This window comes from Arthrobacter sp. efr-133-TYG-120, from assembly GCF_030209785.1.
Lineage (GTDB): Bacteria > Actinomycetota > Actinomycetes > Actinomycetales > Micrococcaceae > Arthrobacter.
This window is the reverse complement of sequence record NZ_JARVRI010000016.1, coordinates 1-22,401: the sequence shown is the minus strand read 5'-3', so window position 1 is coordinate 22,401 and position 22,401 is coordinate 1. Positions and strand designations below refer to the sequence as shown.

22 protein-coding genes are annotated in these 22,401 nt (G+C 63.8%); 14 read left to right on the top strand and 8 right to left on the bottom strand.

Going from position 1 to position 22,401, the window contains the following annotated elements; genetic code table 11:
• Nucleotides 1-63: 63 nt before the first annotated feature.
• From QRN51_RS11050 to QRN51_RS11025, 6 genes are all read left to right on the top strand, one after another.
• On the top strand, nt 64-819 hold the full coding sequence (locus QRN51_RS11050) for a carbohydrate ABC transporter permease (RefSeq protein ID WP_253257461.1): 756 nt from the start codon (nt 64-66) through the stop codon (nt 817-819).
• 5 nt (nt 820-824) lie between these two features.
• Nucleotides 825-1,907 carry a glycoside hydrolase family 130 protein gene (locus QRN51_RS11045; RefSeq protein WP_059389407.1) on the top strand — a complete coding sequence of 361 codons (1,083 nt, stop codon included), beginning with the start codon at nt 825-827 and terminating at the stop codon, nt 1,905-1,907.
• 55 nt (nt 1,908-1,962) lie between these two features.
• Nucleotides 1,963-4,047 carry a hypothetical protein gene (locus QRN51_RS11040; RefSeq protein WP_284989895.1) on the top strand — a complete coding sequence of 695 codons (2,085 nt, stop codon included), beginning with the start codon at nt 1,963-1,965 and terminating at the stop codon, nt 4,045-4,047.
• 24 nt (nt 4,048-4,071) lie between these two features.
• Nucleotides 4,072-5,151, top strand: a complete 1,080-nt coding sequence (locus QRN51_RS11035; protein WP_284989894.1) for a glycoside hydrolase family 130 protein — start codon at nt 4,072-4,074, stop codon at nt 5,149-5,151.
• Nucleotides 5,152-5,153: 2 nt separating this feature from the next.
• Nucleotides 5,154-6,041 (top strand): N-acetylglucosamine kinase, encoded by an 888-nt coding sequence (locus QRN51_RS11030; protein WP_284989892.1) that lies wholly within the window; start codon nt 5,154-5,156, stop codon nt 6,039-6,041.
• A gap of 148 nt (nt 6,042-6,189) precedes the next feature.
• Nucleotides 6,190-6,402, top strand: a complete 213-nt coding sequence (locus QRN51_RS11025; protein WP_284989890.1) for a hypothetical protein — start codon at nt 6,190-6,192, stop codon at nt 6,400-6,402.
• 87 nt (nt 6,403-6,489) lie between these two features.
• On the opposite strand, the gene QRN51_RS11020 is transcribed toward QRN51_RS11025, so the two are convergent.
• From QRN51_RS11020 to QRN51_RS10995, 6 genes are all read right to left on the bottom strand, one after another.
• The gene (locus QRN51_RS11020) at nt 6,490-6,987 is read right to left on the bottom strand and encodes an SRPBCC family protein (RefSeq protein ID WP_284989888.1); all 498 of its coding nucleotides are present in this window, start codon (nt 6,985-6,987) and stop codon (nt 6,490-6,492) included.
• 13 nt (nt 6,988-7,000) lie between these two features.
• A complete protein-coding gene (locus tag QRN51_RS11015; RefSeq protein ID WP_059389400.1) occupies nt 7,001-7,333 on the bottom strand; it encodes an ArsR/SmtB family transcription factor in 333 nt (110 codons plus the stop codon).
• Nucleotides 7,334-7,389: 56 nt separating this feature from the next.
• Nucleotides 7,390-8,151: a formylglycine-generating enzyme family protein gene (locus QRN51_RS11010; protein WP_284989964.1), complete on the bottom strand. Its 762-nt coding sequence runs from the start codon at nt 8,149-8,151 to the stop codon at nt 7,390-7,392.
• 5 nt (nt 8,152-8,156) lie between these two features.
• Nucleotides 8,157-10,127: an ABC transporter ATP-binding protein gene (locus tag QRN51_RS11005; protein WP_284989886.1), complete on the bottom strand. Its 1,971-nt coding sequence runs from the start codon at nt 10,125-10,127 to the stop codon at nt 8,157-8,159.
• Complete coding sequence (locus tag QRN51_RS11000) at nt 10,124-11,857, bottom strand: ABC transporter ATP-binding protein (protein ID WP_284989963.1); 1,734 nt, start codon at nt 11,855-11,857, stop codon at nt 10,124-10,126. Before QRN51_RS11000 ends, QRN51_RS11005 begins: the two co-directional genes overlap by 4 nt.
• Nucleotides 11,858-12,044: 187 nt before the next feature.
• The gene (locus tag QRN51_RS10995) at nt 12,045-13,085 is read right to left on the bottom strand and encodes an LLM class flavin-dependent oxidoreductase (protein ID WP_284989884.1); all 1,041 of its coding nucleotides are present in this window, start codon (nt 13,083-13,085) and stop codon (nt 12,045-12,047) included.
• Nucleotides 13,086-13,259: 174 nt separating this feature from the next.
• Between QRN51_RS10995 and QRN51_RS10990 the strand changes: the two genes are divergently transcribed.
• The 3 genes from QRN51_RS10990 (at nt 13,260) to QRN51_RS10980 (ending at nt 15,083) form a co-directional block, all read left to right on the top strand.
• Nucleotides 13,260-14,096, top strand: a complete 837-nt coding sequence (locus QRN51_RS10990) for an alpha/beta fold hydrolase (RefSeq protein ID WP_284989883.1) — start codon at nt 13,260-13,262, stop codon at nt 14,094-14,096.
• A gap of 140 nt (nt 14,097-14,236) precedes the next feature.
• On the top strand, nt 14,237-14,710 hold the full coding sequence (locus QRN51_RS10985) for a sensor histidine kinase (RefSeq protein ID WP_059389398.1): 474 nt from the start codon (nt 14,237-14,239) through the stop codon (nt 14,708-14,710).
• Nucleotides 14,711-14,849: 139 nt separating this feature from the next.
• A complete protein-coding gene (locus QRN51_RS10980) occupies nt 14,850-15,083 on the top strand; it encodes a phosphoheptose isomerase family protein (protein ID WP_284989882.1) in 234 nt (77 codons plus the stop codon).
• A gap of 225 nt (nt 15,084-15,308) precedes the next feature.
• Here the strand turns inward: QRN51_RS10980 and QRN51_RS10975 are convergent, their stop codons facing one another.
• Nucleotides 15,309-16,667, bottom strand: a complete 1,359-nt coding sequence (locus tag QRN51_RS10975; protein ID WP_502870857.1) for a formimidoylglutamate deiminase — start codon at nt 16,665-16,667, stop codon at nt 15,309-15,311.
• Nucleotides 16,664-17,863, bottom strand: a complete 1,200-nt coding sequence (locus QRN51_RS10970; protein ID WP_284989881.1) for an allantoate amidohydrolase — start codon at nt 17,861-17,863, stop codon at nt 16,664-16,666. The genes QRN51_RS10975 and QRN51_RS10970 overlap by 4 nt, the downstream gene beginning before the upstream one ends.
• 202 nt (nt 17,864-18,065) lie before the next feature.
• On the opposite strand from QRN51_RS10970, the gene QRN51_RS10965 reads away from it, so the two are divergent.
• From QRN51_RS10965 to QRN51_RS10945, 5 genes are all read left to right on the top strand, one after another.
• The gene (locus tag QRN51_RS10965; protein ID WP_284989880.1) at nt 18,066-18,797 is read left to right on the top strand and encodes an IclR family transcriptional regulator; all 732 of its coding nucleotides are present in this window, start codon (nt 18,066-18,068) and stop codon (nt 18,795-18,797) included.
• On the top strand, nt 18,794-19,900 hold the full coding sequence (locus QRN51_RS10960; RefSeq protein ID WP_284989879.1) for an ABC transporter ATP-binding protein: 1,107 nt from the start codon (nt 18,794-18,796) through the stop codon (nt 19,898-19,900). The genes QRN51_RS10965 and QRN51_RS10960 overlap by 4 nt, the downstream gene beginning before the upstream one ends.
• Nucleotides 19,897-20,547 (top strand): ABC transporter permease, encoded by a 651-nt coding sequence (locus QRN51_RS10955; protein WP_059389395.1) that lies wholly within the window; start codon nt 19,897-19,899, stop codon nt 20,545-20,547. The genes QRN51_RS10960 and QRN51_RS10955 overlap by 4 nt, the downstream gene beginning before the upstream one ends.
• Nucleotides 20,544-21,272 carry an ABC transporter permease gene (locus QRN51_RS10950; protein WP_284989877.1) on the top strand — a complete coding sequence of 243 codons (729 nt, stop codon included), beginning with the start codon at nt 20,544-20,546 and terminating at the stop codon, nt 21,270-21,272. The genes QRN51_RS10955 and QRN51_RS10950 overlap by 4 nt, the downstream gene beginning before the upstream one ends.
• A gap of 114 nt (nt 21,273-21,386) precedes the next feature.
• Nucleotides 21,387-22,301: an ABC transporter substrate-binding protein gene (locus QRN51_RS10945; protein ID WP_059389394.1), complete on the top strand. Its 915-nt coding sequence runs from the start codon at nt 21,387-21,389 to the stop codon at nt 22,299-22,301.
• Nucleotides 22,302-22,401 lie beyond the last annotated feature (100 nt).

Genomic DNA, 22,401 nt, shown 5'->3' with positions numbered 1-22,401 from the left:
GGCGTGGGCAGCTTCTTGCTGCTGGCCCTGGGAGCTTTCGTCTTCCTGTTCCCGTTCTACTACATGTTCATCGGCTCGCTGCAGACTTCCCCGGACACTTCGGTGGGCGGAGCTTTCCCTAGCCCGGCGAACATCACCGGCGAGAACTACAGCAACATCAACAACTCAATCGACCTGCTGAAAGGCCTGGTCAACTCGGGTATCTTCACCGGTGGCGTCATCTTCTTCACGGTGGTCTTCGGGCTCCTCGTGGGCTACGCGCTCGCCCAGATGCAATTCCGCGGCAAGGGGGTTGTCTTCGGAATGATGCTGCTGGTGCAGATGATCCCGTTCCAGCTCCTGCTCATTCCGCTGTACGTCATGATCGTGCGGGACTACGGACTCGCCGACACGTACCTGGGCATGATCCTGCCGTTCGCGATCAATTCCACCGCAGTGTTCGTGTTCCGTCAGTACTTCATGCAACTCCCCTCCACCTTGTTCGAGGCCGCCCGCATCGATGGAGCCAGCGAGCTGAGGATCCTTTGGCAGATCGCGATCCCCCTGGTCCGGCCCGCCATTGTCACCGCAATCCTGCTGACCTTCATCGGTCCGTGGAATGAGTTCCTGTGGCCGTTCCTCGTCACCAAGGACCAGGCCATCCAGCCCCTCGCCGTCTCCCTGGCGAACTACATCTCGAACATCGCCGCCACGGCATCCAACCCGTTCGGCGCCATCCTTGCCGGTGCCTGCGTCCTCGCGGCGCCCGCCGTCGCGTTGTTCATCTTCTTCCAGCGCCAATTCATTTCCACCAATATCGGTTCAAGCGTAAAGGGCTAAGCTCTATGACTTCCTCAACTTCAGCACTCCCCACCGTCCCGTTCACCCTCACCCGCGCCGGCGTCATCATGACCCCGGAGGACGGGAACGAGTTCGAAGCCGAAGGCGTCCTCAACCCGGCCAGCGGCCGCGGACCCGACGGTGAGCTGTACCTCCTGCCGCGCCTCGTGGCGAAGGGCAACGTCTCCCGCGTCGGGCTCGCCAAAGTGATCATCGGCGACGACGGCGTGCCATCCGGCGTCGAGCGCCAGGGCGTTGTCCTGGCACCGGACGAAGGGTGGGAACGGGGCCTCAACAATGCGGGAACGGAAGATCCCCGCATCACTTGGGTGCCGTCCCTCGGCCGCCACCTCATGACCTATGTTGCCTACGGACCGCTTGGTCCCCGCCTGGCCTTCGCCCATTCCGAGGACCTGCGCACCTGGGACCGCCTGGGTCCCTGCCATTTCGAGTACCAGGCGGACTTGTCCATGGACTTGAACCTGTTCGCGAACAAGGACGCCGTGTTCTTCCCGGAACCGGTCAACGATCCCGACGGCGTTCCCTCCTACGCTTTGCTGCACCGCCCCATGTGGGACCTCGGCTGGATCCGCGAGGGCGAAGGCGAGCACCTGCCGGCCGGCCTCGATGATAACCGCCCGGGTATCTGGATTTCCTACGTCGCAGTTGCCGACGTCGAGAAGGACATCCGCAACCTCGTCCACATGCGCAAGCACAAGCTCGTGGCCCTGAGTGAGTTCCCTTTCGAAGAACTCAAGATCGGCGGCGGACCGGCACCTATCCGGGTCGACGAGGGCTGGCTCCTGATCTACCACGGCGTTTCCGGATCGATGGAAAAGTCCGCCTTCGACCACCAGCAGAACGTCAACTACACAGCCGCTGCGATGATCCTCGACAGTGACGATCCCTCGATCGTCATCGCCCGCAGCGACAAGCCGCTCCTGGCACCGGAAACGGAAGACGAGATCTCGGGAATCGTCCCCAACGTCGTTTTCCCCACGGCGATAGAGAAGATCGGCGAGCAACTGTTCGTCTTCTATGGCATGGCTGATTCGAAGATCGGCGTGGCACGCCTGGACCGCGCGTAAAAGCAGTACCGCTTCACTAGTCCAGCCCTTCTTCCACGCCCCCTAGGAGTTAGACATGACACCTCCCCTTGTTTATGCACGGCTGAAATCCGCCCCGGTGGCAGTTGTTGCAACGCTGTCGATGCTCCTGGCCGGGGCAGGCGTGGCCTCGGCGACGCAGCCGGTTCCGGCCGCTGCGCCGCAGGCGCCGGCCGCGGCACCGCAGGCGCCGTTGACCAACCTGTCCCACCTGAATTTCCTGCTGGACATCGTTCCCCTGCATGCCGTGGAGGGCCACACGACGTACCAGATCGGTGAACATCCCGCGGCACAAGCACCGTGGACGTACGCCAACAAGAATGCCGACGGCAGTTACACGCGGGTAGGCGGAGGTTCCAAGGACCCGGCCACGGGCAACTGGAGCCAGGGAGCCTTCAACGCGGACGACATTGCGCGCACCGCCGTGGTCTACTTGCGCCATTGGCAGCAGACCGGCGATGCCTCGAGCCGCACCCGCGCCTTCGACCTGTTGCGCGAGCTGACGTATTTGCAGACAACATCCGGCCCCAATGCCGGCAACGTGGTCTTGTGGCAGCAAGCCGATGGCACACTGACGCCGAGCGCCAAGCCTGTGGAACTTCCCGACCCCAGCGACTCGGCCGAGTCCTACTGGCTTGCCCGGACCGTGTGGGCGCTGGGCGAAGGGTATGCGGCGTTCAAGTCTGCCGATCCCCAGTTTGCCGCCTTCCTGCAGTCCAGGCTTGATCTCGCCGTCGGGTCCCTGAACAAGCAGTCGCTCGCCAAGTACGGGAAGTACGACGTTGCCGACGGTGCCAAGGTCCCTGCCTGGCTGATCACCGGAGGGGCGGACGCCTCGGCGGAAGCCGTGCTCGGACTCTCCGCCTACTCAAAGGCCGCGCCCGACGACGGAGCTGCCGCCACCGCGCTGAACCAGCTCACCGAAGGTGTCGCCGGGATGTCCTCGGGATCAGTTCAGCAGTGGCCCTTCGGCGCAATTCTTCCGTGGAACCAGTCCCGGACACTCTGGCACGCTTGGGGCGGAATGGCCGCGGCCGCCGTCGCGAACGCGTCCCCGGTACTGCATCGCCCCGATCTGTTGACGGCTGCCGTGAAGGACTCCGCCCAATTCACTCCGCAGCTCCTCGCCGCCGGTGGACCGGACAATGCCTGGAGCCCGACCCCGGGTGAGGCGCAGATAGCCTATGGCGTGGACTCGCGGGTCGAAGGACTCGTGGCGACCGCAAGAGCCGCTAATGCTCCCGGCCTGCTGGACGTCGCGGCAGTTGCTGCCGGCTGGTACTTCGGTGCCAACCGCAGTGGAAAGCCCGCCTACAACCCGGCAACAGGTACCGCGATCGACGGCATCGAAACCGACGGACGCGTCAACCCCAACTCCGGGGCGGAATCCACCATCCACACGTTGTTGTCCATGCTCGCCTTGGACGCCAATCCGGAGCTCAAGGCCAAGGCCTTGGGGATCAGCAGCACCGTGGGGACGGACGGACTCAAGGTGGCCGAGGCCGAGACCGGCACCATCAGCGGCGGCGCAGTCGTCAAACCCGCCTCCGCATGGACCGGTGAGGCGAACTGGTCCGGCGGCGCATACGTCGCCCTCAACGCGGGCGGCACCCTGAAGATCACGGTCCCGGTCTCGGACCAGGCACGGAACGCATACCCGATCGTGAACCAGCGCCCGGAAGCCGCCGGCACGACGTCGTGGACATCCGGGACCACATTCCTCGGCAGCACGCCCAACGGTGGCGCCGGGGAGCAAGGCATCACGGCAGCTCCGGGCAAGCTCTTCCCGTTCTCCCTTGACCACGCAATCCCGGCGGGCCAGGACAGCCTGACCGCCAAGGCCGAAAGCGACGTGTCGATCGACGGCGTGCTGCTGCAGCCGCAGATTTCCTCGGTTTCCGTCTCCGGTTCCGGAGGCCAATCGACCCTGTACATCAGCGCGGCGACGGGAAGCACCGATCGAAAAGTGGACATGCCCCAAGGGTTCCATTTGAGCCAGGAGGCCTTTGACGCTTCCGGCCAGCCCGTCACACCGGGCCCAGACCAGAACGGCGCCGACCACTCCGGCCGCGTCACTGTAGCCCCGGGTGGATTCACCTGGGTAACGCTGGTCCGCAACTGACAGTTATCACCACAGGAAGAACCCATGCAGAAAATCACCAAAGAAGCCTTGCTCCACAGCTACGAGGGAGCGCTCACGTTCAGCAATCCGCTGACCGACACCATTTCTACCGACCAGTTTTCCGCCGCGTATCCCGAGCACCCGGAATGGGCGGTGGGCCCGTTCCGCAAGGACGATTCCCTGACGTTCCGGCAAGTCCAGGACTGGGCCGATCCGACCGGCATCGGCTGGACCGCGGATTCAATCTTCAATCCCTCCGTCATGGAGCGGGACGGCAAGCTCTACCTCTTCTACCGCGCATCCCCCCGCAAGGAATCGGTCTCGAGCCGTATCGGCGTCGCCGTCTACCATCCCGAAACCGGGTGGCAGGACAGCCCCTCCAATCCGGTCATCTACCCCACCCAGGACAATGAGATCCTTGGCTGCGAAGATCCCAAGGTGTACCACGCCAATGGCCGCTACTACATGTTCTACAACGGGATCTGGACGATCGACCGCAGCGAGGAGCAGGCCGGCCAAGACCCGGACGTCTATCCCCTGGGCAACGTCGGCTGCGACATCAATGTCGCGGTGTCCGACGACTTGATCCACTGGGAAAAGCTCGGCCTGGCTGTCCCTTACGAGGTTTCGCGGTTCTGGGCGAAGGGGGCGGTCATCCCCCGGAACGCCCAGGGCGACGCCGTCAAGATCGGTGGGCACTACCTGATGTATCTGTCCGAGGGCTGCGGGGGGACCACGCATGTGGGACGGTCCACGGACATGGTGAACTGGACGTTTGAACCGCAGGAGTACCTGGACCTTGGGCCGCTGGGCGGCTCACTGCACGAAGTGGCTTGCGCCATTGTCGACGACGGCGGCAACCCCGGGACCGACGGTGGCAAGCTGGTCCTGGACTTCTTCTACGGCGACGCAGACGGCCAATTTTCCGCAGCGCAGGCGCTCTACGACGTGAACGAACCGTTCACCCAGAAGGCGATGCACAGGGGAGGCTCGCTGGCTTGGGGCGGCCTGCTCAAGTTCGGCGGAACCTGGATGTTCGCCCAAGGCTGGGATGCCCCGTCCGGATCGCGGGAGATGTATTTCTACCGGGCAGACCAGGGCTAAGAGTGACGCACCCCAGCACCATCGGCGCGGTCGTAGGTTTGGACATCGGCGGTTCGAAGACGCGCGGCATCAAATGGCTGAATGGCACCGCCGTCGCCGATACTTCCGGCGGCAGCGCCAATGTCCAGAACGTGAGCCGTGCCGAGGCCCGCCGCAATCTGGAGGGCGTCTTCGCCACCCTACAGGGAGGGTCCGTTGCGCGGGTGGTGGTTGGTTCCGGAGGGATCGACACCCCCGAAGATGCGAACGCGCTGACGGAACTGATCCAACCATTGGCTCCCGACGCCGTCGTCTCCGTTGTCCATGACACGCGCCTGCTGCTGGCGGCCGCAGGTTGCAGCACGGGAATCGCCGTGATCGCCGGCACCGGATCCGCGGCCTGGGGCACTAACGGCGAGGACGAGGCGCGCGCGGGCGGCTGGGGCTACTTGCTTGGCGACGAAGGCAGCGGATACTGGTTCGGTCGAGAAGCGGTGAGGTACAGCCTTGAACGCGTGAACAGCGGGCTGCGCCCGGACGAACTGACGAAGGCGCTTATGAAATCTTGTGGACTCCTCGGCCCGGAAGGTTTGATCGCCCTTTTCCATGGCGACGCGGGACGCGAGTTTTGGGCGTCGAAATCATCGATTGTCTTCGAGTGCGCGGCCTCGGGGCATACCGCTTCCTTGGACATGATCCTCCAGGCTGGGGCCGATCTTGCCTCGTTGGCGGCGAAATGCGCTGGGCAATTGAACATCGAGGGGCCCATCGTCCTTGGCGGTGGCCTAGGGATGAACCAGCCCACTTTGCAGGCGGCCATGCGGATAGCCCTTGCTGCCCGGGGTCTCCACACTCTGCAGGTTCTGACCCAGGATCCGGTCTTCGGCGCTCTGCGTCTTGCATCCCACTAGGCACCGCTGTGATGAGTCTCACTAGCAACAAACGCCGTTCTGGCTTGAGCAGTCCGCGCCTCGCTGTGCACTATGGAAAAGCTGTACGGCGGCCTTCGCACTGGCGCGATGGCCGGATATCCGGATTCATGAATGGAAGCACTGAACAATGACGTTTGAAACTGCCGACTCCGTAACCCTCAAGATTTGGGACCGCTCAACCACCCACTACACGCTGGACGCACTGGTGCACGACTTCTCGGTGCGCCACAACACCTCCAAGGCCAGCATCGCGGTCACCTGCAGCGGGCCCAACACCTTCACTGTCAGCCTGACCGGCAGCGCTGCCAAGGCCACGTCCTTCGACGCGCAGTCCCTGTAACGGCACCTTCGAGGCACGAAGCGACGACGACGGCGGGAGTCACCTCCCGCCGTCGTTCGCTTTTCCGGGCCTGTTCGAAGTGAAGGGTCAGGCGCGGGAGTGCTCCGAAAGGAGCGCGTCGATCTGGCCGGCGGCCTCCTTCATTCCCTCTTCCATACCCATGTCGATCATCTTCTTCATCTGTTCTTCTGATTCGAAGATGGACAGGATGGTCATGCGGGTGCGGTCGCCTGTCTCCTCGATGGTCACGATCGCGTGGCCGGCACCTATCTCCTCGACGGGTGCGCCATTTTCGTCGGCAAAACCGTCGTCGAACTCCAGCCTGTTCGGAGCTTGGACGGACGTGATGCGCCACCAGCCGCGGGGCTTCTCGCCGTCGGGACCCGTCATGTAATAGCTGGCCTTCCCGCCCGGCTCGAACTCGTACTGCTCGAACGTGGCCGGCCACGTGGGCGGACCCCACCAGCGCTCAAGCTGGCGCGGGTCTTCCCAGATTTGCCAGACCTGTTCGGGGCTGGCATCGAACTCAGCGACGAGGGTCAAGGTCAACGCTTCGGGATTCTGGGTGGAACTGATAACCGTCATTGCGGAACCCTTCCTATTTTTCGGCGAGGATGTCTGCGATCCGCTCGACGCGCTGCCGCCAGATCGCCTCGTACTCATCGAGCAGCTGGCGGGCTTTCTGCAAGCCATCATGGTTACCCCGCACGATCTGCTCCCTTCCACGCTTCTCCTTCGTTACAAGGGAGGCGCGCTCCAAAACCGCCACGTGTTTCTGGACGGCGGCGAAGCTCATGGCGTAGAGGGCAGCCAAGCCGGACACTGAATACTCCCCGACAGTCACCCGCCGGACGATATCCCGGCGCGTGGCATCGGCAAGTGCCTGGAACAGGCGGTCAAGTTCGGTTTCGCTGAGCTGATCTACAACCATTTGGTTGTAGGATATTCCGATGGCGGAGGGGTGTCAACGGGCATGGATACTTTGCACTAGTCGAACTTCAGCGGAGTCCAGCCGAACGGAATCGGGCCGCGTACTCTTGCCCGGCTTCTATCGGCTTCGTCCGACCAACCCTGCCCGGACTTTGCCATGGGTGCACCACAGGCGCCCCGAGCCACCCGGAAGCCCACGTCTTCCAAGACGGCATCAGGAGCACTGCCGCGCCGCACCGACGCACGCACATTCCAGGCGTCGTCAGCCCAGCCACCGCCACGGAATGCCCTGTAGTCGCCGTATCTCGCGGGATCCGCATAGTCCCAGCACCATTCCCAGACATTGCCGAGCGTGTCGTAGGCGCCGAACCCGTTGGGAGCTTTAAGCGCCCCGTCGCTGGGCGCGGACAGCCCATCCTTCGCGGTCCAGGCAATCTCATTGAGCGGACCATAGTGCGGGCCAACCGATCCGGCACGGCATGCGTATTCCCATTCCGCCTCTGTGGGCAGCCGGTAGCCGTTGGCCGCGACGTTCCATTCGACGTTTCGTCCGGTGCGGGCATAGGCCGGGCTGATGCCTTCCGCTTCAGATGCCGCATTGCACCAGTCGATGGCCTCAAGCCAGGTGACACCGTGTGCCGGCGCGTTTGGAGAGTGACCACGGCTGGGGTCATTCTTGACCCCGGCAAACTCGGCTCGAGTGACCGCTGTCCTTCCAATCTCGAAGGCGACAAGGTCCACCGAGTTGGTGCGGCCGCTGCGCGCGTCCCGGAGTCCAATCTGCCCACCAGGCAGGCTGAGGAGGTCTGGCGGTTTGATGAGCCTCAGACCTCCGCCACCGGCGCCGCGAACTGGGCTTCGTAGAGCCGCGAGTACGCGCCACCGGAGGCCAGCAGCTCCGCATGGGTGCCCTGTTCCACAATCTGCCCGGCCTCCATCACCAGGATGAGGTTGGCGTCGCGGATCGTGGACAGGCGGTGCGCGATCACAAAGCTGGTCCGGTCAGACCGCAGGGCATTCATGGCCTTCTGGACCAGGACCTCGGTCCGGGTGTCCACGGAGCTCGTGGCCTCGTCCAGGATCAAGACCGACGGACGGGCCAGGAACGCCCGGGCGATGGTGAGCAACTGCTTCTCACCGGCGGAAACGTTGCTGCCCTCGTCGTCGAGCACTGTGTCGTAGCCCTCCGGGAGGGAGTGGACGAAGCGATCTACGTACGTTGCTTGTGCCGCCTCCAGAATCTCGGCTTCGGTGGCGTCTGGCCGTCCATAGGCGATGTTGTCCCGGATGGTACCGCCGAACAGCCAGGTGTCCTGGAGTACCATGCCCATCCGCGAGCGCAACTCGTAGCGGGACATCGAGGCGACGTCGACGCCGTCGAGCGTTATCCGCCCGGCGTCGAGCTCGTAGAAGCGCATCATCAGGTTCACCAGGGTGGTCTTGCCCGCCCCGGTTGGCCCGACGATCGCCACAGACTGGCCGGGCTCGGCCACCAGGCTCAGATTCTGGATCAACGGCTTGTCCGGCGAGTAGGAGAAGGAAATGTTCTCGAACACCAAGCGTCCGCGCGTCACCTCGGGAACAGCGGAGGGCTCAGGATCAGCGCTTTGCTCCTCGGTGTCGAGCAGCGCGAAGACTCGCTCGGCGGACGCGACGCCGGACTGAAGCAGATTGGCCATCGACCCAAGCTGGGCCAGGGGCTGCGTGAACTGCCGTGAGTACTGGATGAACGCCTGGACATCGCCCAACTGCATGGCGCCCGAAGCTACCTGAAGGCCACCCACTACGGCGATCCCCACATAGACGAGGTTGCCGATGAATGTCAGTGCCGGCATGATCAAGCCGCTGATGAACTGGGCGCCGAAGCTGGCCGAGAACAGTTCTGCGTTCTTCTCGCGGAAGCGCTCCTCCACTTCGCGCTGGCGGCCGAACACCTTCACGAGCGCGTGGCCGGTGTAGGTTTCTTCGATCTGGCCGTTCAGCTCGCCGGTGTTCTTCCACTGGGCCACGAACAGCTTCTGCGAGCGCTTGGCAATCAGCACGGTGGTCACGAGCGTCAACGGCACTGTGACCAGGGTGATCAGCGCCAGGATCGGCGAGAGCAGGAACATCATGAAGATGACGCCGGCCACTGTCAGCAGGGAGGTGACTGCCTGGCTGATGGACTGTTGGAGGCTTTGCGAAATGTTGTCGACGTCGTTGGTCACGCGGCTGAGCAGTTCACCACGCTGCACTGAATCGAAATAGCGCAGCGGGAGCCGGTTGATTTTCGCTTCGATCTGCTCGCGGAGCCGGTACACGGTTCGCTGCACGACGCCGTTGAGCACGTACGCCTGGATCCAGCCGAACGCTGAGGCCAGGACATACAAGACCAGCACCCACAGCAGGATCGAGGACAACGCCCCGAAGTCGATTCCGACGCCGGGAGTCAGGTCCATGCCCTTCAACATGTCCGCTTTGGCGCCCTGGCCGGAAGCGCGCAGCCCGTCGATGACCTGTTGCTTGCTTGCTCCGGCGGGAAGCTGCTTGGAGACGACGCCGGCGAAGATCAAGTTGGTGCCCTCGCCGAGAAGCCGGGGACCGATCACGGACAGCGTCACGCTGGCCACGGCGAGGAAGAGGACCAGGGTCAGCCACAAGCGCTCGGGCCGCAGCGTACCCAGGAGCCGCTTGGCCGAGGGCAGGAAGTTCATGGCCTTTTCGGCCGGGATGCTCATTCCCGCGAACGGTCCGCCACGGCCTGGTCCCATCGGGGGACGCTGCGGGCGGTTGGCGGTGCCTGCTGTGCTGCTCATGCCGCCTCCTCCGCTGCCAGTTGCGAGGAAACTATCTCGCGGTACGTTTCGGAAGTCTCAAGCAACTCTTCGTGGGTTCCGCGCCCCACCAGCCGCCCGTCGTCGAGCACCAGAATCTGCTCGGCGTCCGCGATGCTGGACACCCGCTGCGCAATGATGACCATGGTGGCGCCCGAAGTGTGGCGCTTGAGTGCCTGGCGAAGCCTGGCATCGGTGGCAGTGTCCAGCGAGGAGAAGGAGTCGTCGAAGATGTAGAGCTCGGGCTGCTTCACGAGTGCCCGGGCGATTGCCAGGCGCTGCCGCTGACCGCCGGAAACGTTGGTGCCGCCTTGCGAGATCGGAGCGTCAAGCCCGCCTTCCATCTCCTCGACGAAGTCCTGGGCCTGCGCAATGGAGAGGGCCCGCCAGAGTTCTTCCTCGGTGGCGTCGGGCTTGCCATAGAGCAGGTTGCTGCGCACCGTGCCGGAGAACAGGTAGGGCTTTTGCGGGACCAGCCCGATGTGCCCCCACAAGAGGTCCGGGTGCAGTTCGCGGACGTCGACGTCGTCGATCCGCACCGAGCCGCTGCTCGCGTCGAAGAGCCGTGGCAGCAAGTTCACCAAGGTGGTCTTGCCCGCGCCCGTGCTGCCGATGATCGCCGTCGTCTGGCCAGCGCGTGCCCGGAAGCTGATGCCGCTCAGGACGGGCTGCTCGGCACCCGGGTAGGCGAATCCGACGTCGAGCAATTCCAGCTCGCCGCGGCCTGCGGTCTCCGTCACCGGGTTCGCGGGAGGCCGCACGCTCGATTGGGTCTCCAACACCTGCCCGATGCGGTCCGCCGACACAGCCGCACGCGGGATCATGACGGCCATGAACGTAGCCATCATGACGGACATGAGAATCTGCATGAGGTAGCTCAGGAAGGCGATCAAGGTTCCCACCTGCATGGATCCGTCATCGATCCGGAACGATCCGAACCAGATCACGGCCACGCTGGAGACGTTGAGCACCAGCATCACCACCGGGAACATGAGGGCCATGAGCCGCCCCGCGCGCAGCGCCATCTCGGTGACGTCCCGGTTCGCGGAGGCGAAGCGTTCCGTCTCCATTTCCTCGCGCACGAACGCACGTACCACGCGGATGCCGGCGAGCTGTTCGCGGAGCACGCGGTTCACGGTGTCGATCCGGACCTGCATCTTGCGGAACAGCGGAACCATCCGGCTGACAATGAGGCCCACCGCAACGAGCAGCACGGGGACGCTCACGGCAATCAGCCAGGACAACTGCGCATCCTGCCGGACGGCCATGATGACCCCGCCGATGCTGAGCATGGGCGCCGCCACCATGAGGGTGCAGGACATCAGGACGAGCTGTTGGACTTGCTGCACGTCGTTGGTGGAGCGGGTGATCAGCGAGGGAGCGCCGAAACGGGTGACCTCCTGCTCGGAGAACTCCCCCACCCTGGTGAAAATGGCCCCGCGCAGGTCCCGTCCCAGGCCCATGGCGGCTTTGGCGCCGAAATACACGGCTGTGATCGAACACGCGATCTGCAGGAGGGTGATGAGCAACATGAGGCTGCCGGTGCCCAGGATGTACCCGGTATCCCCCTTGGCCACGCCTTCGTCAATGATGTCGGCATTCAGTGTGGGCAAATACAGCGACGCGATGGACTGCGCCAACTGGAAAATGACGACGGCGATCAGTAGCCGCCGATGTGGCCGCAGGTACTGAACGAGAAGTTTCCAGAGCATCGTTCTCCAACTCACGTAGTGATTCGAAGGCCAGTCTACGACTGGTTGCTGGGGGCAACTAGAGCTTTCCCTCAGGGCGAAGCGTGGCCGGCGATCAGGTGCACCCTCGCTCAGATATGGGGCCCCTTCCCCAACCCTCGCTCAGATATGGGGCCTCTTTCCCCAACCCTCGCTCAGATCGTGGGGCTTACCGCGCAAGAGCAACGCCGATCTCGCGATTCACTGCGGGGATGATTTCGGTGGCCAGGAGCTCGATGGACCGCGCCGTCTCGGCGAAAGGCAACCCGCCGAGACCGACCTGAGCCAGATATCGCGTGTTACCGAGGGCGCTATGAATTTCCAGTAGCTTTTCGACGAGCTGTTGGGGGCTTCCCACAAGCAGGCCGCCACCCGGTTCGGTCCATTCATCGAAGGTGTTCCGCGGGAAATGGTCAACTGACCGGGGCATGTTCTGCTCGAAGTAGGCGCGATAGTAGGGGTAGAAGGTGTCCCGTGCCTGCTGCGACGTCGGCGCCACATAGAAATGGCCACCCGCGCCGACTGGCAGGGCGGCACCGTCGTGTCCCGCGTTTTCAGCGGTCTCCCGGTACAGTTCCACGAGCCGGCGGAATCGTGCCGGCCCGGACAGCAGAGCGATAAACAACGGCAGGCCCAACCGCCCCGCCCGGACGAAACTTTGCGGAGTACCGCCTACGCCCACCCAGATGGGCAACTTTTCCTGGATCGGACGCGGCGCTATGTCCATCCCGGAGACGGATTGGGTCAGGCTTCCCTCCCAGCGAAGGTTGTCGTTGTCACGCAGCGCGAGCAACATGTTCAGCTTCTCTTCGAACAGCTCGTCATAGTCCTCCAATCTGTGGCCAAACAAGGAGTACGACTCCACAAAGGCGCCACGGCCGGCAATGATCTCTGCCCGCCCGCCCGAAATTAGATCCAGCGTGGAGAACTGCTCGAAGAGCCGGACAGGGTCCTGGGTGGAGAGAACCGTGACGGCGGTGCCCAGCCGAAGGTTGGTGGTTTCCCGAGCGATGGCCGCGAGCACCATTTCCGGGGCAGAGAGGGCGAAATCGTGCCGATGATGCTCCCCCAGGCCCAGGAACGATAGTCCTGCCTGCTCGGCAAGCTTCGCCAGCTCAATGATGTCCTTGACCCGCTGGTGCGGTGACAGGGAGGCTCCGGTCTTGATGTCGCGGGATAGCTCACCGAAAGTGAAGATTCCAAAATCCATAATTAATTGAACATTCAAGTATTTGGATTCATTCCCGAGCCGTTAGTGAGCGAGCGTCCGCCGCAACCCCCACATACGTGAGCGAGCGTCATGATAGCGCGGAGCGTGCCGGCGTCGTACCCGGACAGTAGGCTGGAGACGCTCGGCAAGATCCGCTACGAAAGGACCGTAGTCATGGCTTACATCACCGTCGGAAATGAAAACAGCACCGAGATCGAGATCTACTACGAGGACCACGGGACCGGCCAGGCAGTGGTCCTTATCCACGGCTACCCCTTGGACGGTTCGTCCTGGGAGAAGCAGTCCGCCGCACTGCTCGACGCCGGCTACCGCGTCATCACCTACGACCGCCGCGGCTTCGGCAAGTCCAGCAAGCCGACCGTCGGCTACGACTACGACACCTTCGCCGCGGACCTCAACACCCTCCTGAACACCATCGATGTGAACGATGCCGTCCTGGTGGGCTTCTCGATGGGTACCGGCGAAGTGGCACGCTACATCAGCACCTACGGCTCGGCCCGGGTGGCGAAAGCAGTGTTCCTCGCATCCTTGGAGCCGTTCCTCCTACAGGCGGCGGACAACCCCGGAGGCGTCCCGCAGTCAGTGTTCGACGGTCTCACGGAAGCCGTCATTTCCGATCGCTATGCTTTCTTCACCGAATTCTTCAACAACTTCTACAACGCCTCCACTTTCCTCGGAACGCACCGCCTGAGCCACGAGGCAGTCGCCGCCAGCTGGAACCTGGCAGCCCAGTCAGGCGCCTACGCTTCGGTGGCGGCGCAGCCCACGTGGCTCACGGATTTCAGGGCCGACATCCCCAAGATCGACGTTCCCGCCCTGATCGTGCACGGCACCGCGGACAACATCCTCCCCATCGACGTCACCGGCCGGAGGTTCGCCGAAGCGCTCCCCAGTGCCGAATATGTTGAAATCGACGGCGCCCCGCACGGCCTGCTGTGGACGCATGGCGCCGAGATCAACCAGGCTTTGCTCGGCTTCCTCGCGAAGTAGGGATTCCTGACAAAAAATTAGGGCGAAACTAACTGAATATCGCGGAAACCTTAACGCCTCTGGTCCAGTCTTAATGCAAGCACAGGCGGAACCCATTCGCCGGCGAAAGCACTAAAGCTGCAAGGGGAGCAGGACCGGCCATGAAGACAACAACAGCCCTGGACGAGGTCACCGCCATCAATGGCGTAATCACCGATCAGCAACCCGTTGACTTCCACGCTTTGGGGCTCGCCGGCTGCATCGACCGCTTGGCCTCACCGCTCCGCCGCCAAGGGACCGAAATCCATTGGGAGACGCCGCACCACGGTGTCGAAATCTCGTCCGGCTCCGCTTCCTTGCTCTACCACGCCGCCAAGGAAGTGCTCAGCAACGCCTTCAAGTATGCGCATGCCCACGACGTCACCGTCCGCTTGGCCGCCGTGTACCACGGGATCCGGCTGACTGTCACGGACAACGGCGCGGGCTTCGACAGCCAGGCGACTCCCGCGGGCGCACACCACGGATTCGGGCTCCGCCTCATGTCCATCGCCGTCAGCGAAGTGGGCGGCGACGTCTCGGTCGTCTCCAGCCCAGGCAAGGGTACCTGCGTCACCGTCACTTTGCCGCTCGACTGATAGGCGTCGATGCCCGACGGCGGCAGGCACCCGCCGTCGTCGGTTTCGGCGCTGCTGGTTCGCTATTCAAGTGAATCTGGTATGAAAGGCGAATGACCCCGTACAAATCCGCGCGATTCGCCAGGGCGGACGCCTGCTGGTGGTGGCCAATGGTGGTTCACTCGCTCCGGCCCAATCGCTTGCCCTGCGTTTTCTGGCCGCGGGCGTTGGATGGGAGGCGCCATCCGACATTGTTTCGCAGCACATCACCGCCAAGCTCCTCTCCGCGGGCGACGTCTGCATCGCCGTGAGCACCGCGGATTCCCCCGAGATTGAGCGCGCCCAGTCCGCCGTATTCGAAGAAGTCCTCCACATGGTGGAAAACCCCGAATAGTTTTTAGCGCGAAACGCGGGCCGTTCCGGCCGACGCCCGCTCACATATAGCGCCGTTTCGGCCGACGCCGGCTCACATATAGGGCCAATTCCGGGATCCCTTGCTCACTAGATGTGAGCGAGGGATCCGGAAAACAACCACATAAGTGAGCGAGCGTCTGGGGTGAGCGAGCTGAACCAAGGAGTCCCGGTCATATCGCTCAAGGAAAGCCCTTAAGGAAAGCCCCTAGGAGAACTCCTTCAACGCCTCGGTGAGCAGCCCTCCCGGAGACCCCAGCCGGACATGGACGCCATTCGAAGCCACCAGTTCACCGGCAATGACGACGGCGGTGACGTCGCTCGCCGTCGCGCTGAACGCGAACTGCTGTGGCATGGAACCGGCGGTCCGCACAGAGTCCGGAGCGACCGCCATGAGATCGCACACCGCAGCTACCTCTAGTGCCGACGCAATGGGCGTGGCCATGGATCCAGTTGCGCCGATGGTGGCCGCGTGGAGCAGTTCCTGCGGTGAAAACCTGCCCCGCTGGCCGGAGCCGAGGCGTTCCCCGTGTTCCAAGGTCCGCATTTCAACCCAGGGATCGATCACGGCGTGTTGGTCGGTACCTAGCGCGATGGTCGAGCCGGCGTCGGACAGGGCGCGTGCCGGGCCGATCCCGTCAGCTAGATCGGCCTCGGTGCTGGGACACATCACCACCGTGGATCCCGCATCTCCGAGGAGTTGGATGTCGTCCGGCGTCAGGTGGGTCGCGTGGACGGCGGAGAGCCGCCGGGACAGCAGGCCGTGGCGGGCAAGAAGCCCGGCAGGCGTGACGCCATAGGCCTGCAGGCAGGCCTCGTTCTCAGCCGGTTGTTCACTGAGGTGGATGTGCAGCGGAATATCGGTGGGCAACTGCCGGGCGACAGTCTTGAGCGCCTCCTCGGGCACTCCTCGGATGGAATGCAGGGCGGCCCCCACGCCGACCATTTCCGGCGGAAAGCTCCGTGCCACCGCGGCCCGCAGTGATGCGAGCCGATCCAACCAGGCCTGCGCATCGGCGTCGCCAAACCGCGCCTGTTCCGGGCTCAGCGGCGTCCCTATGCCTCCCGCGAGGTACAGGGTGTCCAGCAAGGTCAGCCGGATCCCGGCCGCCACGGCTGCCCTGGCCAACGCCAGTTCCATCGCGTGCGGCTCCGGGTACGGCGTTCCTTCCGCTTGGTGATGGACATAGTGGAACTCCGCCACGCTGCTGAAGCCGGACACCACCATTTCGGCGAACACTGCCGTGGCGAACTTCTCGTACTTCTCCGGTGTCAATTCCGCAGCGCTCCGGTACATTTGCTCCCGCCAGACCCAGAAGTCACCGCGCCCGTCATGCGTCCGTCCACGCAGGATCCGGTGAAAAGCGTGCGAATGGGCGTTGGCCGCGGCCGGGAAGACGACGCCGTTCAGTATCCGGTCACCGCTCTCGGGCTCGACGCCGGTAAAGATCCCGGAGATCCGGCCCTCCTGCACTTCCAGCCGAACGCCGGTGGCGACTACCGCGCCGCCCGCGACAGAACCGCCGTCGGAGTCTATAAGCGCAGCCTCGCACCAGATCCCGCTCACAGGAGCCCCTCCAGAACGTCGGCAAGGGCGACGACGCCAGCTGATGCGTCCTCGTCGGCCACGTACTCTTCCGGGGAGTGCGAGATTCCGCTCGGGTTACGGACGAACAACATCGCCGAGGGGACATGTCCAGCCAAGACTCCGGCGTCGTGCCCGGCGCCGGTCGCCAGCACCGGCGCGCCCGGCAGGAGCTCGCCGATGCGTCGGCTCAGCTCGGGATCGAAATGGACGGTGTCGCTGTAGGACTCCTCGGTGAGGGTGACAGTGCATCCCTCACCTGCCGCGATTTCCCGGGCCGCACGGTAGATCGATTCGATCAGTTGTGCCGTCACGGCATCGTCGGGATGGCGGGCGTCAAGCCACAGATCAACGCGGGAGGCAATCACGTTGGTGCCGCCGGGAACCGGGGTCAAGCGCCCCACGGTGGCCCGCGCATCAGCCTGTTTCGCGGCCGCATCACGGACGGCAACGACGATCTGCGCGGCCGCTACCATCGGGTCGGCGCGGTCGGCCATGAGGGTGGTCCCGGCGTGGTTGCCTTGGCCGCTGACGCTCAGCTTCCAGCGGCCGTGGCCCAGGATGGAGCTGCCGACGGCGATGGCCGGCCCGCTTTGGCCCAGTCCCTTCCCCTGTTCCACATGCAGTTCGACGAAGTCGCCGATTCGCGCCATGGCTTTCGGGTCGGGACCCACGTGCCGGGGATCCAGGCCATTGCTCCGGGCGACGTCGGCGAAAGTGTCGCCGTCGACGTCGCGCAGGTTCAGCGCCTTGTCGACGTCGATGGCGCCGGTCAGGAGCCGCGAGCCCAAGCAGGCCACGCCAAAGCGGGATCCTTCTTCTTCCGGGAAGACCGTGATGGCCAGCGAACGCTTCGGCTTGACGCCTCGAGAGGCAAGAACGTCGACGGCGGCGAGTGCGGACGCGACTCCGAGCGGCCCGTCAAAGGCACCCCCGCCCGGGACGGAGTCGAGGTGGCTGCCGGTGACGAGGGCACCGTCCTGGGGCTTTCCCCACCAGGCCCAGATAATGCCGTTACGGTCGGTCTCGACGTCGAGGCCGCGCTGTTGGGCTTGTTCGATGAACCAGTGCCTGAGGTCGAGCTCGGGCGTCGAGTAGACAGCCCTTGAGTATCCTCCGCGAACCGCATCTCGGCCCACGTCCTTGATTGAGTCAAGGAGCTGATTGACGGTTTCCACGTTGTTCCTCCGATGAATGAAGACTGCCACCAAGTAAAAACCACTTGTCACCCCATGACAAGACCTTGAGCGCAGAACCGTGACAATTAACAGGCTTGAAACACCGTCGAAACGGCTTGTTCCCACCAAGCGTCTCAAATCCCGGAATCTCAGGTAATTTCACGAAATCTATTGCCATTCGATGAAAGTTGATTTTTACTAAGTGGCAAGACATGGTGATTCAGACCACTTGAAAGCAGGTCAGTCAGTGGCAGCAGACTCTTCCACCCGGACGGTCGAAAGGGCGTTGGCCCTCCTGAGCGCGGTCTGTACCGATGGCGCCATCAGCTTGAGCGACGCCGCACGCGTTGTTGACTTGTCGGCCAGCACCGCACTCCGGCTCCTCCGCACACTGGAGGGCAGCGGATTCGTGAAGCGGGACCCGAGCGGAAACTTCCGGCCCGGCGCCAGTGTCATCCAGTTGGGAGCACTCGCGCTCGGACAGGAATCCCTCGTGTCTCTGTGCACACCGCATATGAAGAGGCTGGTGGCCGACACGGGCGAGTCCTGCTATTTGAGCATTCCTGGTCCTGGGGAAACCGGAATCTACATCGCCATTGTCGAAGGTACGCACTCTGTCCGGCACACCAGTTGGGTCGGCAGGAGCATTCCGCTGGAAGGATCCGCCGCCGGGAAGGTCCTCACTGGCGGGCAGAACGGCCGCGGCTTCGCCATCGTGCGAAGCGGCGTAGAAGACGACATTACGGCCGTCGCCGCACCCATCGTGATCGGCGGCCGCACCGTGGCAGCCCTCAGCATCGTCGCACCGAGCTACCGCTTGGGCGAGGCGAAGGCCCAGACATTTGGCGAGGAACTGGCGAGGGTGGCGAACAACATCCTCGTGGAACCCTCCGGAGACCATGAAGTGCCCCAGGAAAGCATGGAAAAGAAATGATCAAGTTTGAAAATGTCACCAAGGCGTACCCGGACGGGACGGTCGCCGTCGACGGCCTGAACCTCGAGGCGCCCACCGGCAAGCTGACCATCTTGGTTGGCCCGTCCGGCTGTGGCAAGACCACGTCCCTCAGGATGATCAACCGCCTCATCGAACCCACCAGCGGCACCATCTACCTCGATGACCAGCCGACGTCGGGCATGGACGCTGCGTTGCTGCGCCGCCGGATCGGCTACGTCATCCAGCACGCCGGCCTCTTTCCGCACCGCACTATCGTCGACAACGTGGCAACGATGCCCGTGCTGCTCGGCGAGAGCAGGCAAAAGGCCCGTATGAAAGCCCTCGAGCTCATGGAGCGCGTCGGACTCCCCGCGAGCTTCGCCAAGCGCTACCCGTGGCAACTGTCCGGTGGACAGCAGCAGCGCGTGGGCGTGGCCCGGGCTTTGGCTTCGGATCCGGCCTTCATGCTCATGGACGAACCCTTCAGTGCCGTTGACCCCGTGGTCCGCGCACAGCTCCAGGAGGAGTTCCTCCGGCTGCAGCGCGAGATCGGCAAGACCATCATCATGGTCACCCACGACATCGATGAGGCCCTCAAGCTCGGCGACCAGGTTGCCGTGATGCGTGTCGGCGGAAAACTCGCCCAGATGGCCACGCCGTCAGAGCTGCTGACGTCCCCGGCTGACGAATTCGTGGCCGACTTCGTGGGACGCGACCGTGGCTACCGTTCCCTCGGCTTCACCAACGCGGCCGGCACGGTTGCTGTTTCCGAAGAAGCCGTGGTCACCCTCGGCGCATCTGCCGCCGAGGCCCAGAGCAAGGCCACGGGGGCCTGGGTGCTGGTGGTCGACCCGCTGCGGAAGCCGCTCGGCTGGGCACAAGCGGACCTCATCAAGGGCGAGCTCACGAGGGAGCACCTCAACCTCAGCGGCACCTCCGCGTCGTCGTCCGGGACCATGCGCCAGTTGCTCGACGCCGCACTTTCCTCCCCCAGCCGGCGCGGCGTCGTCGTCAACGAACACGGCGAGCTTATCGGCACAGTGACGGCCACCGACGTCGTCAAGGCGATCGAGGCCGAGCCGCACTTGGAGACGGCACGATGAACTTTGAATGGCTCGGCCGTCAGTCCGACAACATCGTCTTCCTCCTCGGTTGGCACGTGCTGCTCGCCGTCACTCCCCTTATCCTCGGCCTGCTGATCGCATTGCCCCTTGGCTGGTGGGCACACCGCAGCCGCCGGATCTATCCCCTTCTGGTAGGCGTGGCGGGCCTGCTTTACACAGTCCCTTCCCTCGCACTGTTCGTCCTGTTGCCGCTGGTCCTTGGCACCAAGATCCTGGATCCCCTCAACATCGTGGCAGCTCTGACCATCTATACCGTGGCGCTGCTGGTACGCGTCGTAGCCGACGCCCTGGATTCCGTGCCGGAAGACACGGTCCAAGCCGCCAAGGCGATGGGCTACCGCGGATACCAGAGCCTGGTGAAAGTGGAGCTACCCGTGGGCGTCCCGGTCATCAGTGCCGGACTCCGCGTCGCGGCAGTCTCCAACGTGAGCCTTGTTTCCGTGGCAGCATTGCTCGGCATCCCGCAGCTCGGCTCGCTCTTCACCCAAGGCTTCCAGTTGCGGTTCTTCACCCCGATCATCGCCGGCATCATCCTCTGCGTGGTCCTGGCCATGATCCTTGACGGACTGATCATCCTCCTCAACCGGTGGCTGACACCGTGGACCCCCAAGGTGGTGGCATCATGATCAACTACTTGTTCAATCCCGCACACTGGAGCGGCGCCGACGGCATCCCCACCCTGATCGGCGAACACCTGCTCTACTCCCTCATTGCCCTCGTCGTCGCGGCCATCATCGCCGTTCCGCTCGGTATCTACATCGGAGTCACAGGCAAGGGCGTCTTCATGATCGCGGGCCTGGCCAACGCCCTCCGCGCCCTCCCCAGCGTGGGCCTGCTGATTCTGTTGGTCCTGCTGATCTCGCCCGCGTTCCCGTCCAAAATGGGCTACATCCTGCCGAGCCTCATCGTCCTGGTGCTCCTCGCGGTCCCACCCATCCTGACCAACACATACGCCGGTGTCCGCGCGGTGGACGCTGCCGCCGTCGACGCCGCCAAGGGCATGGGCTTCCGCACCATGAAGATCCTCACGGACATCCAGCTCCCTTGCTCGCTCCCGCTCATGCTTTCCGGGGTCCGCAGCGCGTTGCTGCAGATCATCTCGACGGCGACCATCGCCGCGTACATTTCGCTCGGCGGCCTCGGACGGCTGCTGATCGACGGCAAGGCCCAGAACGATTACAGCCAGATGGTGGCCGGAGCCGTGCTGGTTGCGCTGCTGGCCCTGTTCTTCGACCAATTGCTCGCCTTCATCACCCGCAGGGTCGTCTCACCCGGACTGACCCGGCGCACCGTCAAGGCGGCCGCCCCGGCCGCGGCGGCTGACACCGTGAAAACCCCCGTCACGGTCTAAGCAGCTTCCCGCTTCATCGCCGTCGGGCGCCCTGCCCTACGGCGGCAACACCGTTCAAACCACCCCCACTTGGCCACCGCATGCCCTGCAACGGCCCTCCCAGAGAGAATTGACATGAAAAAGTACCTGACTGGTTTCGCCCTGGCGGCTGCCACCGCCATCGCCCTGAGCGCTTGTGGTGGGGATCCCATGAGCTCCACCAACAACAACTCCCAGGCCGCAGGATCGACGGACAGCATCATCGTCGGCTCCGCGGATTTCCCGGAAAGCCAGCTCATTGCCAAGATCTACGCCGAGGCCCTCAAGTCGAAGGGCGTCCAGGTCACGGAGAAGCCCAGCATCGGCAGCCGCGAAGTCACCATCCCGGCACTGAAGGACGGTTCCATCGACCTCATGCCGGAGTATGGCGGCGCGCTGCTGCAGTACCTCGATGCCTCCACCAAAGCGGTAACCTCGGATGAGGTCACCAAAGAGCTGAGCACCAAGATTCCGTCCGGTCTCACGCAGCTGACGGCATCCAAGGCACAGGACAAGGACGTCTTGGCGGTCAAGAAAGAAACCGCCGACAAGTACAACCTCAAGTCCATCAGCGACCTTCAGCCTGCTGCCAAGGACCTCGTCCTGGGCGGCCCGCCGGAGTGGAAGACCCGTATTAACGGCGTTGCCGGCCTGAAGTCCGTCTACAACCTCGACTTCAAGGAGTTCTCAGCGCTTGACGCCGGCGGTCCGCTCACGCTGAACGCCCTCCTTTCCGGTCAGGTACAGGTTGCCGACCTCTTCAGCACCGATCCCGCCATCGCCGCCAACAACCTGGTTGCCCTGGAAGACAACAAAAATCTGTTCTTGTCCGAGAACATCGTTCCCGTCATCAACCAGAAGAAGGCCAGCGACACCGTCAAGGGCGTGCTGGACAAGGTATCTGCCGCGTTGACCACCGATGACCTGATCCAGATGAACGGCAGGACCGCCAAGTTCGAGGACATGGGACAGATCGCCCAGGACTGGCTCAAGTCCAAGAACTTGGCCTAGTTCGAGCACGAAGCAACTAGTCCCGCTCACCAAGGAGTACGAAGAATGGCACCCGCTGATTTCACTACCGGAGCCCGTCCGGTCAAGGCCGCGCGCGGCA